The organism is Streptomyces sp. NPDC005925, from assembly GCF_040638805.1.
Lineage (GTDB): Bacteria > Actinomycetota > Actinomycetes > Streptomycetales > Streptomycetaceae > Streptomyces.
The window spans coordinates 23,124-35,958 of record NZ_JBEXVL010000030.1 but is presented as its reverse complement, the minus strand read 5'-3'; the positions used below and the strand labels follow the sequence as shown (position 1 = coordinate 35,958).

The following is a 12,835-nucleotide window of genomic DNA, read 5'->3' as shown; positions in this document are numbered from 1 at the left end:
GGTCGGGATCGGGTGGGATCAGGCGGGCTCGGGCCAGTTCCGCAGCAGGGTGTCGAGGGCGTCCAGGATGCGCGTCCACGTCTCCTGGGTGTCGGGGGCGCTGTGGCTGAACCCGCCGCCCATCTCCAGGCTGACGTAGCCGTGGAAGACGCTGCCGAGGAGGCGGACCGCGTGCGTCTGGTCGGGCTCGGTCAGGTCGTAGCCCCGGAGCAGCGCCCGCGTCATCCGCGCGTGCCGGACGCCGGCACTGGCTGCCGCGGTCTCGGTGTCGAGTCTCGTCTGGGCTGCGGCGTAGCGTCCGGGGTGGTCGCGCGCGTAGTCGCGGTAGACGTCGGCGAGGGCGGCGAGGGCCTCCTTGCCGGACCGCCCGGCCAGCGCGTCGGCGGCGCGGTCGGCGAGCTCCTCCAGGGCCAGCAGGGCGATCCTCGTCCTGAGGTCCTGGGAGTTCCTGACGTGCGAGTAGAGGCTCGCGGCCTTGACGTCGAACCGCCGGGCGAGCTCCGAGACGGTCACCTTGTCGAAGCCCGCCTCGTCGGCGAGTTCGGCGCCCGCCCGGGTGAGCCGTTCGGCGGTGAGTCCGGCGCGTGCCATGACTGTCCTCCCCATCACCTACACCACTGCTCTGATTACCTAAACAGTATAGGCACAGGGTCGTAGCGCATAGGAAATGAAGCGGGGGCCGGCCGCCACGTGGGCGACCGGCCCCCAGGTTCCGGGAGCTTCGCGGGCCGGGACGGGCTCAGGCGGCCAGGCCGTTGATCCGGTACTGCATGACGCGGTAGTTCTGGGCGTCGAACCACTGGCTCACCGTGATGTGGAAGTCGGCGAAGGTGGAGCCGGGGACGATGAAGCCGCCGTACGGGCTGGCTACCGCGTTGCCCCACTCGTTGCCCGGCGTGGTGGGGACGATGACGGTCTGCTCCGGGGTGGTGAACAGATTGCTGGTGGGCAGCGGGAAGATCTGGGCGCGCATCGACAGGGGCGCCATGTTGAGCCAGGTCAGGGCATACTTGCCGCCCATCGCCCGGAAGCAGATCTCGCCCCAGCGGCGGCGCGGGGAGATGCTCGTGGGGTGGTTGCCCCACGCCCAGACGCCGTTCGCGTACCCCCACGGCTGGTACGCCGCCGGGTTGCCCACCTGGTCCTGGCGGACGCGGTGCAGCAGGAGGTCGGAGTCGATGTCCCGGTTGAAGACGGTCGACAGGACGTAGCAGTAGCCGTCGTCCGCGACCGCGTACGTCTTCTGCTGGAACTGGCCGCCGTACTGGTCCCCGGGCCACTGGCACAGGTACTGCCAGGTCTGGCCGTTGTCCGTGGAGCGCCAGAAGTCGGAGTGGTGGGTCTGGTAGATGAGGCCCCGCATCAGGTGCATGTACATGGTGTTGCCGATGGTGAAGACGTCCGACGGGATGGCCGTGGTGCCGTTCTGGTGGCCCTCCGGGACGAGGCCGACGGCGTGTGCACCCCCCACGCTGTCGTCGATGACGAGGGAGCCGAGGTCGGGGCGGCGCGCCCGCAGCCCCACCGGGGAACGCCAGTCGCGGTCGCCCACCCCGGCTCCGTCGAAGGTGTCGCCGCAGACGAACAGCATCGTGCCGTCGGGGCAGCGGACGGGGATGCCCAGATCGGTCCAGGGCGCGGCGAACTGCCCCGTCTCGGCGGGGCCCGTGAGGTTGCGGATCTTCGTGCCGGTGACGGCGGCCACCGCGGCGTTCGCGGGGGGTGCGCCCGCGCCGAGCGCCGCGGCCGTCGCCATGCCGAGACCGGCGCCGAGCACCAGGCGCCGGCTCGGGCCCTCGCCCGTCGCACCGGGAGTGGGAGTGGGGGGCTGTGAACGGACCATACTGAACTCCTCGGAATCGTCCGGTTTTCCTGGCTCGCCTGCCTGCTTACTCGTTCACGTCGTACTGGTTCGCGCTCTGCTCGTTCATGCCAGTGCGCCTTCGGGCCTGTGCGCTTCAGGGGTCCTTCTGCTTCATGTCTTGCTCGTTCCCGTGGTGGTCCACGCGTGCGGTGCGCTCGTACAGGCGCACCGCACGCGTGGACCAAGGCGCGGGTGCGGCTCCAGCGCCACATCTCCGCGCTGCCGTGCATGGTGGTGTCCGGGTCGAAGCCCAACACCGTCCAGATGCGGTGGGTGACGAGGAAGTCCACGGCGACAGGAAGTCCACGGCGACACTCCGCGGGTGCGGGCGGGGGTCACTCCATGAGGCCGGCGGCGAGCGTCGCCCCCAGTTCCCAGCAGGCCTCGATGTCGGCCTTGCCCGGCTCGCCCGTGGTGGTGACGACGTCGGCGGCCCGGCGCCAGCCCAGTCCGGTCGTGATCGCCTCGATGCCGCGCACCGCGCCCGTGACGTCGTTGCCGCCGTGGACGTAGCAGCCGAAGGGCCGCCCCCGTGTCTCGTCCAGGCAGGGGTAGTAGACCTGGTCGAAGAAGTGCTTGAGAGCCCCGGACATGTAGCCGAGGTTGGCCGGGGTGCCCAGGAGGCAGGCGTCCGCGGCCAGGACGTCGGAGGCGCCGGCGGACAGCGCGGCGCGGCGCTCCACGCGGACGCCCTCGATCCCGGGTGCGGTCGCCCCGGAGACGGCGGCCTCGAGGAGGGCCTGGCAGTTCGGCGAGGGCGTGTGATGGACGATCAGCAGTGTGGGCACGCTCCGCACCCTGCCCCGGCGTGCCGCACGCCGCAAGTGACGCGTCACCGGCCCACGGTGTCCGCCTCCCGCGGCACCGCACATGACGTCACCCCACGCTCCGCGTACGGCGTCCGGGGGCCGCCCGGCCGTGCCGTGTCGACGGGCGTACGTCGGGTACTCAGAGCTGGCACGGAGGCCGCCCGGGGCTCCGGTGCGGGTCCCGTTACGCACCAGCGGCGCCCGCGGATCGGCCCGGTGAGCGAAGGACACGAGGGAGTGGTCATGACGCAGCACGACGAAGAGGCGATCCCCGTCCGGCGAGCGGAGATGCCCGATCTGCGTCTGGCCACGGAGAGGCGGGAGCCGCCGGGGCGGCGGCACGGCGACCCGCCTGCGGGCGGGGAGGCCGCGGCGTCCGGGGGCGGTGCGTCGCACCAGGGCGGTGAGCACGCGGTGCCCGGCGGGCCGCGGCCGGAGGCAGCGGCACCGGGACGAGAGCCGCGGCCCGAGGAGGGACCGCCGCCGGCAGGGGAGCGACTGACGGTGGAACTGCCTCCGGACCGCAGTCAGGCGATCCTGGAAGCGGCCAAACGGGTCGGTGCGCTGCTGAAGCAGAAGGGGCACCGGTTCGCGCTGGCCGGCAGTGTCGCCGCGTACGCGCACGGAGTGAGCAGGAGCCTGCAGCACGACGTCGACTTCTGTGTCCGGCGCGAGGACGCCGAGGCGGTCGCGGCGACGCTGGCCGAGGCGGACATCGCGGTGCGGACGCCCCCGGAGGACTGGCTGATCAAGGCCACCTGCTACGGCCAGAACATCGACATCATCTTCGAGCTGGCCCATCAGCCCGTGGACGCGGGGATGCTCGGCCGTGCCGAGGAGGTGCCGGTCGACTCGGTGCGCATGCCGGTCCTGTCGCCGACCGACCTGATGCGCAGCCTCGTATGGGCGTTCTCGGAGCACCACTGCGACTTCGGCGCGGTCCTGCCGGTCGCCCGCGCGCTGCGCGAGAAGGTCGACTGGGAGCGGGTACGCGGCGACTGCGGCGACGCGCCGATGCCGGCCGCGTTCCTCTTCCTCCTGGAACGCCTGAACGTCATCGCCCCGCGCAACGACGCACCTCAGGACGCCGCCCGGCAGGACGTCCGGCCCCGGACCGAGGCAGCGCGGGACGTCGCAGCGCAGGACGTCGCAGCGCGGAAGGAGCAGTCATGACCGAGCGCGGACCCGGGCGGGCCACCGGCGCTCCGGCGGCCCAGAACCTGGACTACCAGGTCGCCCACCTCCACGAGCGGCTCGCGGGAGGTTCCCTCGGTGAGCTGGGCGTACGGGTCGAGGTGCACGGGAGTGCGGTGCTGGTCAGCGGCACCGTGCCGTCCGTGCACTGCCGCGAGGAGATCGAGCGCGTCGCCCGCGAGGCGCTGGCCGGTCATCCGGTGCACTGCGATCTCGTGGTCGCCGGGCCGTCCTCCCCCGACCATGCGGAGGAGCTGGCATGATCCGCGTCGCAGCCGTCGGAGACATCCACATGGGTCCCGACAGCCAGGGCGTGCTCCGCCCGGCGTTCGAGACACTGCCCGAGTGCGCCGACGTCCTTCTGCTGGCCGGTGACCTCACCCGGCACGGGACCGCCGAGGAAGCGCGGGTGGTGGCCCGGGAGATCCGGGACCTTGCCGTCCCGGTCGTCGCCGTGCTCGGCAATCACGACCATCACGACGACCGCCCGGACGAGGTCACGCGGATCCTCCGGGACTCGGGCGCGCGGGTGCTGGAGGGGCAGAGCACCGTCGTGGACGACGGACGGACGCGGATCGGCGTGGCCGGCACGAAGGGATTCGGCGGCGGGTTCGCCGGGCGCTGCGCCGGTGAGTTCGGCGAGCGCGTGATGAAGGACTTCGTGCAGCACTCGCGGGACTGCGCGGACGGTCTGCGTACGGCACTGGAATCGCTGGCCGGCGAGGGCTGCGACGTACGGATCGCGCTGACGCACTTCTCTCCCGTGCCGGAGACGCTGGCGGGCGAGCCGCTGGAGATCTATCCGTTCCTCGGCAGCTACCTGCTGGCCGAGGCGATCGACACGGCGGGCGCCGACCTCGCCGTGCACGGGCACGCGCACGCGGGCACCGAGCACGGCATGACCAGCGGCGGAATACGGGTGCGCAATGTGGCGCAGCCCGTGATCGGGCGGGCGTTCCACGTCTACCATCTGCCGGTGCGGGAGCGTGCGCCGCTGGGCGCGGCCCGCTGACGCTGAACGGGTGAGGGCACGGTCGGGCCCCTGTGGTCCCTACGGGGCGTCAGCCCGCCCGCGGCGGCGGGGACGGACCGTCGGCCGTGCTGCCGCGAGCCTGCGGCACGATGTGTGACTGACGTCGGCCCGGACGACGCGGCGGCCCGTCCACGAGACGGAGGCCGACGCGCGCTCGGTTGCCACGGCTTCGTCCTCGGCACGCACACCCGTACTCCGGCCGCGCGGGTGACGCGCCGTGGGCCGGCGCTCGAGGGGCGGAAGGTCGCGGGGTCCCTGAGGGAGCGGACGTGACCGGTTCGCCCAGCGAGCGGAGGTCGCCGGGGCCCTGACGGAGCGGAGGTGACCGGCTCGCTCATGGGGCGGAAGGTCGCCCAGTCGCCCGGGGGCGGAAGGACCGGACCGGATCGCGCGGGGCTGACGACTCGCCCGGCGGTCAGGCGGTGGGCCGTTGCCCCAGCCGCATGGACAGCTGCTCCCGGATGTCCGCGGCGAGCCGGCCGCTCTCGCCCCAGGTGACCACCAGGTCGGCCACGTGCCGCACCTTGATGTTGGTGCGCATCGACGTTTCGCGGAGTACGTCCCAGGCGTCGGTGGGCGTCATCCGGCCCACGGCCACGAGGACCCCTATCGCCTGGTCGATCACCGCATGGGAGTCGACGGCCTGCTCCAGCTGCGCGACCTTGTTCTCCAACTGCCTGACCCGGTCGCGGTGGGTGTCCGGTTGCTGGACCGCACCGGGGAGCTCGTCGTGCACGTCGCCTCCGCAGTGGAGAGGGCCGCCAAGGGGTAGCGGCGGCCGGCCCGGAGGACCACAGGGGCACGGGACCGGCCGCCGAAGCGTCCCTCCCACAGTCACACCGGGGCTGGTGCACCGCAACACCGGGCACGGGGCGTGAGGGCGCGGCCGGGAGGGGAACCCGGCGGGCGAACCGGCCGGACGCGCCGGGGGGCCCGCTCGTGAGCGGTACTCACCGGACCAACCACCGGCGCCCACCCGGGGGCCCCGGCGCCCCCGGCCCTCGTCACCGACCCGCCCCGACTCGTCCGACACGACCCGACCCCCTGGAGACTGGTATGAGTGTGTTGCGCGTTCTCGGCCGGCCGATGCTGGCCTCGATGTTCCTCACCGGCGGCCTGCACGCCCTGCGCAGCCCCGAGCAGGTCGCCCCGGCCGCCGAACCCGTCGTACAACCGATCACCGCCCGCATTGCGTCCCTGCCCGACAGCACCGAGGACCTCGTCCGGCTCAACGGTGCCGTCCAGCTGGGCGCGGGTCTGATGCTGGCGACGGGCAGGATGCCGCGGATCGCCGCGCTCGCCATGGCCGTGACACTGGTGCCCACCACCATCGCGGGTCACCGCTTCTGGGACGTGGACGACCCCGGCGAGCGGGCCCAGCAGCGCGTCCAGTTCTTCAAGAACCTCTCCATGCTGGGCGGTCTGCTGATCGCGGCCGACGACACCGCGGGCGACCCGTCTCTGCTGTGGCGGAGCCGGCACGCCGCCCACGACCTGCGGCGCGACGCGAAGCTGGTACGCCGTTCCGTGCGGGCCGGAGCGCGCCCGGCGAATGCCGTCGGCCGCGTCCGGGCGAAGCTGCCCGCCTGAACGGGGCCGCTGCCCCGGCCGGGGCCTGCCGTCCGTCCGGCCGGCCCGCACGTTAGGTCGCCGGACCCCGGGGGACCCGGGGCGCGGTGGGTCCGCCCCCGGAGCCGCCACGACGCCCAGGAGGTGAAGGACGTGGGACACGGAGGAAACGTCATCGACGAACTGGTGACGGACCACCGGGAGGTCGAGGAGCTCTTCGGCAAGATCGAAGCGCTCCCGGCCGGCCACAAGGACCGCAAGCTCTACGCCGACCAGGTCACGATGGAACTGGTCCGGCACTCGGTGGCGGAGGAGACCTGTCTCTACCCGGCGGTGCGGGAACACGTGCCGAACGGCGACGGCATGGTCGACCGTGAGCTCGCGGACCACGCCACGGCCGAGCGGATCATGAAGGATCTGGAGGGCTGCGACCCGGGCGACGCCGACTTCGACCGGTTCATCGGGCAGCTGATGACCGAGATCCGCGAGCACGTGGCCGACGAGGAGGGCAACCTCTTCCCCAGCCTGCGCGCGGCCTGCCCGCCCGAGAAGCTCGACGAGCTGGGTGACAAGGTCCGCCAGGCCAAGAAGACCGCCCCGACCCGGCCTCACCCGTCCGCCCCCGACCTGCCGCCCGCCAACAAGCTGTTGGCCCCGGGCGCGGGCATGGTCGACCGCATCAGGGACGCGCTGTCCGGACGCGGCAAGCGCGCCTGACAGCCGGAGCGCCGACCACGCGCGAGGGCCCGTCGCCGTCCGCGACGGGCCCCGCCCGTGTCCGCGTAACGGCGCCCGCACGACTTCCGTTTCCTGTCCCCTCCCCCCGGGGGCCGGCACGGCGTCGGGTTCAGGCGATGAGCGCGCTTCCCGGCTTCAGCCGCTCGAGGAGTGGGGCCCGGTGCAGGTCCGCCACGGGCGCCAGCAGGTCCGGGTGGCGCAGCAGTGCCGCCGCCCGCCGGTCGCCGTCGTCGGGTGCGAGCAGTCGGCGGAAGCCGGCCGGTGCCCCGTCGGGTCGGCCGCCCTCGGCGAGTGCGGTCACGGCGAGCGCCGCCAGCCCGGCGTCACCGAGCAGGCAGGCCGCCCAGCTCGCGACGACCTCGTCGACCCAGGTCCGCCAGGCGTGGTCGTCCCGCGCGGGGCCCCGCCCGCGGTCCGGTTCGTGGTCCGTATCCCCTGCCGGACCGTCGGCACCCGTCACCCAGTCCAGCCGGGCGGTGCCGCCCGGGCCGGCCAGCGCGAGGAGCGCGGCGTCCATGGGGGTCGGGTAGCGCAGCATCGCGGCGATGGTGACGGCCTGCCGTGCCTGCGCCTCGCAGAGCGCGGCGGCCAGCGCGCCGCCTCCGGCGGGGAAGGCGCGGGTCATCCACTGCGCGGTCGCCGCGACGACCGGGGTGAGTTCTGCGTGCACTGGCGGGCCGCCCGGACTGCTGGGGGAAGAGGACAGAGGGCAGACGGTAGTGGGCGCCTTCGCCCGCGCGGTGTGAGCGGCACCTCGCCCGGAGCGTGCTTTCGCCCACAACGGAGAGGGCCGTCGGCCCTCGCGCGACAGCGCGGCCGGCTCGCGGCACCAGCGGGACCGCCCGGCCACCGCCCCCGCAGCCTTCACGTCCACGGCACCCGTAGGTGCCGGGCACCCGGACGTACGCCTGCGCACGGGGCGATCGGGCCTCGGGCGTACACGCATCGCCATAGAGGCGAAAAGTCCGGTTTGTGTGTTCGGTGAGGGGTCGGGTACCCGTCCCGCGCCGACAGGCCCGCCGCCCCCGCGGGCCCGGCACGACAACCACGAAGCGATGAAGGAGGCCGCATGACCAGTGGCGCCGAGACCGGAGACGTGACCGGTACGCAGGACAAGGACTACAACCTGATCTGGTACGTGGAGGCGTGCCTCAACAACGCGCTGCGTCTCGCGAGCTACATCGAGGACGCGGAACGCGCCAAGGACACCGAGGTCGCGGACCTGTTCCGCAAGGCCCAGGCGGACAGCCGCAAGGGCGCCGAGCTGGGCAAGAAACTGCTGCGCGCACGTCTCGACGGCGGCTGACGACACGTCGCGCCACGTACATGATGTGGGCCGGCCCCCGCGATCGGGGGCCGGCCCACGTCATGTGCGAGGGAGGCTGTGCCGCCGTCCCGCCGTGCGCTGAAGATCAGGGCCGTGGGGCGCGACCGGTCCCCCGTTCCGGTCGTGCCCCCGGCTCGATGAACCTACGTGCCGGGTGCGGGCGTTGTGAATCGCGTCGGTGCCCGCTGCACGCCCGACAGCACTCAGCCGTGCACAAGTGAGTCCGGATAGCCCGTTTTCGTCCCGCCCAGGGTGGGCTGGTCGAGGTCACCGACGGCGAGATGGGCGAGGACGACCTCGTAGAGGTCCCCGCCGCCCGCGAGGAGCTGGTGCTCCAGGACGGGTTCCGCGCTGCGGACGTGTTCGCGCACGGTCTGCGCGTGGACGCCGAGGGCCTGTGCGGTGCGCTCGGCGTTCCCCCCGGCCGCGATCCAGGTGCGCAGGGTGCGGCGCAGGTTCCGGGTGTCGCCGTCCAGCCTGCCGAGCAGGTCCCGCGCCCAGTTGCGTACGGCGGGTGAGGCCAGCAGGTCGTCGAGGCGGGCGGCGGTGTGGGCGGGCGTGCCGTCGGGGACGGTCTCGGTGAGGGCCATCTGGGTGTTGAGGGCGAGCTGCACGGTGGCGCGGACGGTGAGGTCGGTGAAGTCGGTGCCGAGCAGGCACTCCATGCGTTCCATGCGGGCGCGCACGGTGTTGCGGCTGACGCCGAGGATCCTCGCGGTGCTGACGGCCGTGAACTCCAGGCCCAGGCGGGTGGTGGCGAGGAGCTCGGCGCGGGTGTGGTGCGGCAGCGCGTCGAGCGGACGCAGGACGTGGTACGTCCACTCCCGCAGCGCAACCGGGTCCATCAGGCGTTCGGGGTGGGTGCGCTCGGCGTAGACGGCCGTCTTGTCGGGCCGGAAGCGGGCCACGGCGAGCGCGCTGACGGCCTGCCCGTAGGCGGCGGCGGTGTTGGCGAGGCGCTGCCGGGCGCTGCCGCCGAGGAAGGTGTCCGGATGCCGGGCGACCAGGGAGCGCAGGGCGCCGCCCACGGTCTCGGTGGAGGTGACGACGATGACGTGCCCGTCCATGGCGGGGCAGCGCACGACGAGGGCGTGCTCGCCGGTGGCCTCCAGGCAGGCGGCGGCGAGCCGGTCGCGTTCCTCGGCGCAGCTCTCCACGACGTACACGCAGGCGGTATCCGTGTCGAGCAGCCCGGGCCACAGGCCCGCGGCGACGCGGCGTGCGGAGACGGTGTCCTCGACCATCAGGAGCTGGAGGATCGCCAGCCGCAGGTCGGAGGTCGCGCGTTCCAGCTGGTGCCCGGCAGCGGTGGACTCGTGGGCGCGCAGCAGGATCTCCACGACCTGCGCGGTGTGCGTGACGATGTCGGAGGCCCGCCGGCCGAAGGGTTCCCGGCGGGACACGGCGAGGACCGCGGCCCGGCCGGGTCCGGGGTGTTCCACGCGCACCAGACGCATGTGGTGGCCCCGCTCCTCCCAGGCGGCGGAGGCGATGCGGCCGGTGACGAGGCCCACGACGAGCTTCTCGTCGAGGGTGAGGGGGGTGCCGGCGAGTACGGCGCCGGTGTCGTCGCGCAGGCACACCGGGCCGTCCACGGTCTCGGCGAGCCAGGCGAGGACCCTGCCGATGTCGCGCCCGGCCGGACGCAGGTGTTCCAGCAGTTTCTCGGCCCACGGCGCAGGGGTGTCGTCCACCACAGCCGTCCGCCGTGTGCCGTCCTCTCGGCCCGCCATGTCGGCCTTCTCCTCGATCCTCGTCGGCCTCCCCCGGGTCCGGACGTTACCTCACAGGTGGCCTGAACCGGTCTGCGGTGACGGCGGCAATACCGGGCCCGGCAACGGCACTTCCGGCGCTATTCGGCCAAGTGCGGCGGGCCTGGAAGGGCCGGCGCGGGGCTCTCGGCGCAGGCCGCGGACGGCGGCCCGGGACCCTGTGGGCGGCCGTGGGCGGTGCTCCGCGCCGCGCGCGGGCACCGCCGCCCGGGCAGGCGCCGACCCGGGTCAGTGAGGCTTAAGCTCGACGGATGGCGAAGTACTACGACGTACACCCCGACAACCCGCAGCCGCGCACCATCGCCCAGGTGGCGGACGGCATCCGCTCCGACGCGCTCGTCGCGTACCCCACGGACTCCTGTTACGCGCTGGGCTGCCGGCTGGGCAGCCGCGACGGAATCGGCCGAATCCGGTCGATCCGCCAGCTGGACGACCGGCACCACTTCACTCTCGTGTGTCAGGACTTCGCTCAGCTCGGTCAGTTCGTGCGGATCGACAACGACGTGTTCCGGATCATCAAGGCCTCCACTCCCGGCAGCTACACCTTCATTCTCCCGGCGACCCGGGAGGTGCCGCGCATGCTGCAGCACCCGAAGAAGAAGACGGTCGGCGTGCGCATCCCCGACCATGTCGTGACGCAGGCGTTGCTCGCCGAGCTGGGCGAGCCGCTGCTGTCCAGCACGCTGCTGCTGCCCGGCGAGGACGAGCCGATGACGCAGGGCTGGGAGATCAAGGACCGGCTGGACCACGTACTCGACGCGGTGCTCGACTCCGGGGAGTGCGGCACCGAGCCGACGACGGTCGTGGACTTCTCCTCCGGGGAGGCCGAGATCGTCCGGCACGGGGCTGGAGACACCTCGCGCTTCGAGTGAACACCAGCCCGGAAGGGGTGGGGCGGGCGCGGCGGGCGGAGCCGCGCGTGCCACGATGACGGCGATCCGGCCCCTCTCACCGGGCGGCCGGGTCCGTCCCCATCCCCGCAGGAAGGCAGCGCCGGAGATGACCGCCGTACAGGGCTCGGCCGCCCGTATTCCCACCGCCGACGGCACGGCCGACGCGTACCTGGCCCACCCCGCCGCCGGGGGCCCGCACCCGGCGGTACTGCTCTTCATGGACGCCTTCGGGCTGCGTCCGCAGCTGAGGTCGATGGCCGACCGGCTGGCCGCGGCCGGATACACCGTGCTGGTGCCCAACCTCTTCTACCGGCACGGGCCCGCGCCGGTCGTCGAGTTGCCCGGCTTCATCGACCCGGGCGCGCGCCCGGAGATCTTCGAGCGGCTGCGCCCGATCATGGCCTCCCTCACGCCCGAGGCGGCCATGCGGGACGCGGGGGCCTGTCTGCGGTGGCTGGAGGACTGCCCGACGGCGGCCGGCGGGCCGGTCGCGCTCACCGGGTACTGCATGGGCGCCCGGCTCGCCCTGCTGACGGCCGGTACGTATCCGGAGCGGGTCGCCGCAGCCGCCGGGTTCCACGGCGGGCAGCTCGCGCCGGACACGCCCGACGGCCCGCATCTGGTGGCTCCCCGGATCACCGCCGAGCTGTACTTCGCCCACGCCGACCAGGACCACTCGCTGCCGCCCGAACAGATCGAGCGGCTGGAGAACACCCTGACGGAGGCGGGCGTACGGCACCGCTGCGAGGTGTACGCGGGGGCGGGTCACGGTTTCACGCAGGCCGACACCGCCGCGTACGACCGTGACGCGGACGAGCGGCACTGGGCGGCGCTGCTGGACCTGCTGAAGCGCACGTTCTGACGGCGTGACGCGGTTCCGCCGGCGCGGCGACGCGGTCCCGCCGGGAAGGCGGACGCCACGCCCCGGCCGCCGTCGCACGCCTCTTCGCACGAGCCCGTCCGCCAGGAACCCGCCGCGGACCTCGTGCTGGAGTCGAACGACATCCGGGACCACGCCCTCGACGGCGTGTGCGTGGACGCTCCGCTGCGGGACCCGGCGATCCTCGGCAACCGCATCCATGACAACGGCCGCCGGTCCGCCCGGCTGTATCAAGCGGCGGCGACCCGGTGCGCCACAGCGGCCTGTCCGTGTCGGACGACACCGCGCACCGGCCGCCGGACGGACATCGCGGCAAGGAGCTGACCGTGGGCGCGCACAGCGCACGCGTGGCCTCCAACACCGCGACGTCCCTCGCCCTCACGCCGTGGCGGCCGGGCGCGGACACGGCCCGGCCCGGCGGCACGCCCGCGCCCGGTTGCGCGTACGAGGTACCCGGTTCCCCCGCACCGCGCGCCGGGCTCACCGTCCGGGCGGCGGTGACGGGTGCCTCGCTGGACGGCGACCACCTCTGGGACGGCCAGTCGCCCCGCACGCAGGAGCTCGCCGTGTGGATCGGCGGGGACGGCAGCTGGACGGGTGGCCGGGTCACGGGCGACGGCTTCAGGGGCAACGCGCGGGCGGCCCTCCGCTTCGACACGGCGCCCGAGGGCTGTCACCGGCGCGACAACGACGAGTGACCCGGCGGACGCCGCCTGCCTGCCCGCCGGTCAACGAGCGGCCGGGCCCGTCGGCCGG

15 protein-coding genes are annotated in these 12,835 nt (G+C 73.5%); 9 read left to right on the top strand and 6 right to left on the bottom strand.

The features are described from left to right. Positions 1-18: 18 nt before the first annotated feature. The 3 genes from ABZ354_RS25000 to ABZ354_RS24990 all read right to left on the bottom strand — a co-directional run bounded on the left by ABZ354_RS25000 (position 19) and on the right by ABZ354_RS24990 (position 2,652). Complete coding sequence (locus tag ABZ354_RS25000) at positions 19-591, bottom strand: TetR/AcrR family transcriptional regulator (protein ID WP_358660306.1); 573 nt, start codon at positions 589-591, stop codon at positions 19-21. Positions 592-739: 148 nt separating this feature from the next. Then, positions 740-1,843: a DUF4185 domain-containing protein gene (locus ABZ354_RS24995; protein ID WP_358660304.1), complete on the bottom strand. Its 1,104-nt coding sequence runs from the start codon at positions 1,841-1,843 to the stop codon at positions 740-742. A gap of 356 nt (positions 1,844-2,199) precedes the next feature. Next, on the bottom strand, positions 2,200-2,652 hold the full coding sequence (locus ABZ354_RS24990; protein WP_358660302.1) for a flavodoxin family protein: 453 nt from the start codon (positions 2,650-2,652) through the stop codon (positions 2,200-2,202). Positions 2,653-2,916: 264 nt separating this feature from the next. Between ABZ354_RS24990 and ABZ354_RS24985 the strand changes: the two genes are divergently transcribed. From ABZ354_RS24985 to ABZ354_RS24975, 3 genes are read left to right on the top strand one after another with little or no spacing between them, the layout of a single operon-like run. Further along, a complete protein-coding gene (locus ABZ354_RS24985; RefSeq protein WP_358660300.1) occupies positions 2,917-3,846 on the top strand; it encodes a hypothetical protein in 930 nt (309 codons plus the stop codon). Beyond that, positions 3,843-4,130, top strand: coding sequence for a BON domain-containing protein (locus ABZ354_RS24980; protein ID WP_358660298.1), 288 nt, complete (start codon positions 3,843-3,845; stop codon positions 4,128-4,130). The genes ABZ354_RS24985 and ABZ354_RS24980 overlap by 4 nt, the downstream gene beginning before the upstream one ends. Further along, on the top strand, positions 4,127-4,879 hold the full coding sequence (locus ABZ354_RS24975; protein ID WP_358660296.1) for a metallophosphoesterase: 753 nt from the start codon (positions 4,127-4,129) through the stop codon (positions 4,877-4,879). The genes ABZ354_RS24980 and ABZ354_RS24975 overlap by 4 nt, the downstream gene beginning before the upstream one ends. A gap of 436 nt (positions 4,880-5,315) precedes the next feature. Here ABZ354_RS24975 and ABZ354_RS24970 read toward each other — a convergent pair whose 3' ends face one another. Then, the gene (locus tag ABZ354_RS24970) at positions 5,316-5,636 is read right to left on the bottom strand and encodes an ANTAR domain-containing protein (RefSeq protein ID WP_358660294.1); all 321 of its coding nucleotides are present in this window, start codon (positions 5,634-5,636) and stop codon (positions 5,316-5,318) included. Positions 5,637-5,956: 320 nt separating this feature from the next. Between ABZ354_RS24970 and ABZ354_RS24965 the strand changes: the two genes are divergently transcribed. Next, the gene (locus tag ABZ354_RS24965; protein ID WP_358660292.1) at positions 5,957-6,490 is read left to right on the top strand and encodes a DoxX family protein; all 534 of its coding nucleotides are present in this window, start codon (positions 5,957-5,959) and stop codon (positions 6,488-6,490) included. Between the two features lie 132 nt (positions 6,491-6,622). Further along, positions 6,623-7,186, top strand: coding sequence for a hemerythrin domain-containing protein (locus tag ABZ354_RS24960; RefSeq protein WP_358660290.1), 564 nt, complete (start codon positions 6,623-6,625; stop codon positions 7,184-7,186). A 130-nt stretch (positions 7,187-7,316) separates the two neighbouring features. Here ABZ354_RS24960 and ABZ354_RS24955 read toward each other — a convergent pair whose 3' ends face one another. Then, entirely contained in the window at positions 7,317-7,877 is a 561-nt protein-coding gene (locus ABZ354_RS24955) for a hypothetical protein (protein ID WP_358660288.1), read from the bottom strand. A 399-nt stretch (positions 7,878-8,276) separates the two neighbouring features. Between ABZ354_RS24955 and ABZ354_RS24950 the strand changes: the two genes are divergently transcribed. Then, the gene (locus tag ABZ354_RS24950; RefSeq protein WP_358660286.1) at positions 8,277-8,513 is read left to right on the top strand and encodes a hypothetical protein; all 237 of its coding nucleotides are present in this window, start codon (positions 8,277-8,279) and stop codon (positions 8,511-8,513) included. A 224-nt stretch (positions 8,514-8,737) separates the two neighbouring features. On the opposite strand, the gene ABZ354_RS24945 is transcribed toward ABZ354_RS24950, so the two are convergent. Continuing rightward, a complete protein-coding gene (locus ABZ354_RS24945; RefSeq protein ID WP_358660284.1) occupies positions 8,738-10,267 on the bottom strand; it encodes a helix-turn-helix domain-containing protein in 1,530 nt (509 codons plus the stop codon). A gap of 290 nt (positions 10,268-10,557) precedes the next feature. Here ABZ354_RS24945 and ABZ354_RS24940 point away from each other — a divergent pair, with 290 nt between their 5' ends. The 3 genes from ABZ354_RS24940 to ABZ354_RS24930 all read left to right on the top strand — a co-directional run bounded on the left by ABZ354_RS24940 (position 10,558) and on the right by ABZ354_RS24930 (position 12,777). Next, complete coding sequence (locus ABZ354_RS24940) at positions 10,558-11,178, top strand: L-threonylcarbamoyladenylate synthase (protein WP_358660282.1); 621 nt, start codon at positions 10,558-10,560, stop codon at positions 11,176-11,178. A gap of 127 nt (positions 11,179-11,305) precedes the next feature. Beyond that, positions 11,306-12,061 (top strand): dienelactone hydrolase family protein, encoded by a 756-nt coding sequence (locus tag ABZ354_RS24935; RefSeq protein WP_358660280.1) that lies wholly within the window; start codon positions 11,306-11,308, stop codon positions 12,059-12,061. 287 nt (positions 12,062-12,348) lie between these two features. After that, on the top strand, positions 12,349-12,777 hold the full coding sequence (locus ABZ354_RS24930) for a hypothetical protein (RefSeq protein ID WP_358660278.1): 429 nt from the start codon (positions 12,349-12,351) through the stop codon (positions 12,775-12,777). Positions 12,778-12,835 lie beyond the last annotated feature (58 nt).

Coding starts and splice junctions, on each gene's coding strand:
- ABZ354_RS24975 (WP_358660296.1), top strand. CDS start 4,127: ATGATCCGCGTCGCAGCCGTCGGAGACATCCACATGGGTCCCGACAGC.
- ABZ354_RS24945 (WP_358660284.1), bottom strand. CDS start 10,267: ATGGCGGGCCGAGAGGACGGCACACGGCGGACGGCTGTGGTGGACGAC.
- ABZ354_RS24965 (WP_358660292.1), top strand. CDS start 5,957: ATGAGTGTGTTGCGCGTTCTCGGCCGGCCGATGCTGGCCTCGATGTTC.
- ABZ354_RS24985 (WP_358660300.1), top strand. CDS start 2,917: ATGACGCAGCACGACGAAGAGGCGATCCCCGTCCGGCGAGCGGAGATG.
- ABZ354_RS24995 (WP_358660304.1), bottom strand. CDS start 1,843: ATGGTCCGTTCACAGCCCCCCACTCCCACTCCCGGTGCGACGGGCGAG.
- ABZ354_RS24935 (WP_358660280.1), top strand. CDS start 11,306: ATGACCGCCGTACAGGGCTCGGCCGCCCGTATTCCCACCGCCGACGGC.
- ABZ354_RS24940 (WP_358660282.1), top strand. CDS start 10,558: ATGGCGAAGTACTACGACGTACACCCCGACAACCCGCAGCCGCGCACC.
- ABZ354_RS25000 (WP_358660306.1), bottom strand. CDS start 591: ATGGCACGCGCCGGACTCACCGCCGAACGGCTCACCCGGGCGGGCGCC.
- ABZ354_RS24950 (WP_358660286.1), top strand. CDS start 8,277: ATGACCAGTGGCGCCGAGACCGGAGACGTGACCGGTACGCAGGACAAG.
- ABZ354_RS24980 (WP_358660298.1), top strand. CDS start 3,843: ATGACCGAGCGCGGACCCGGGCGGGCCACCGGCGCTCCGGCGGCCCAG.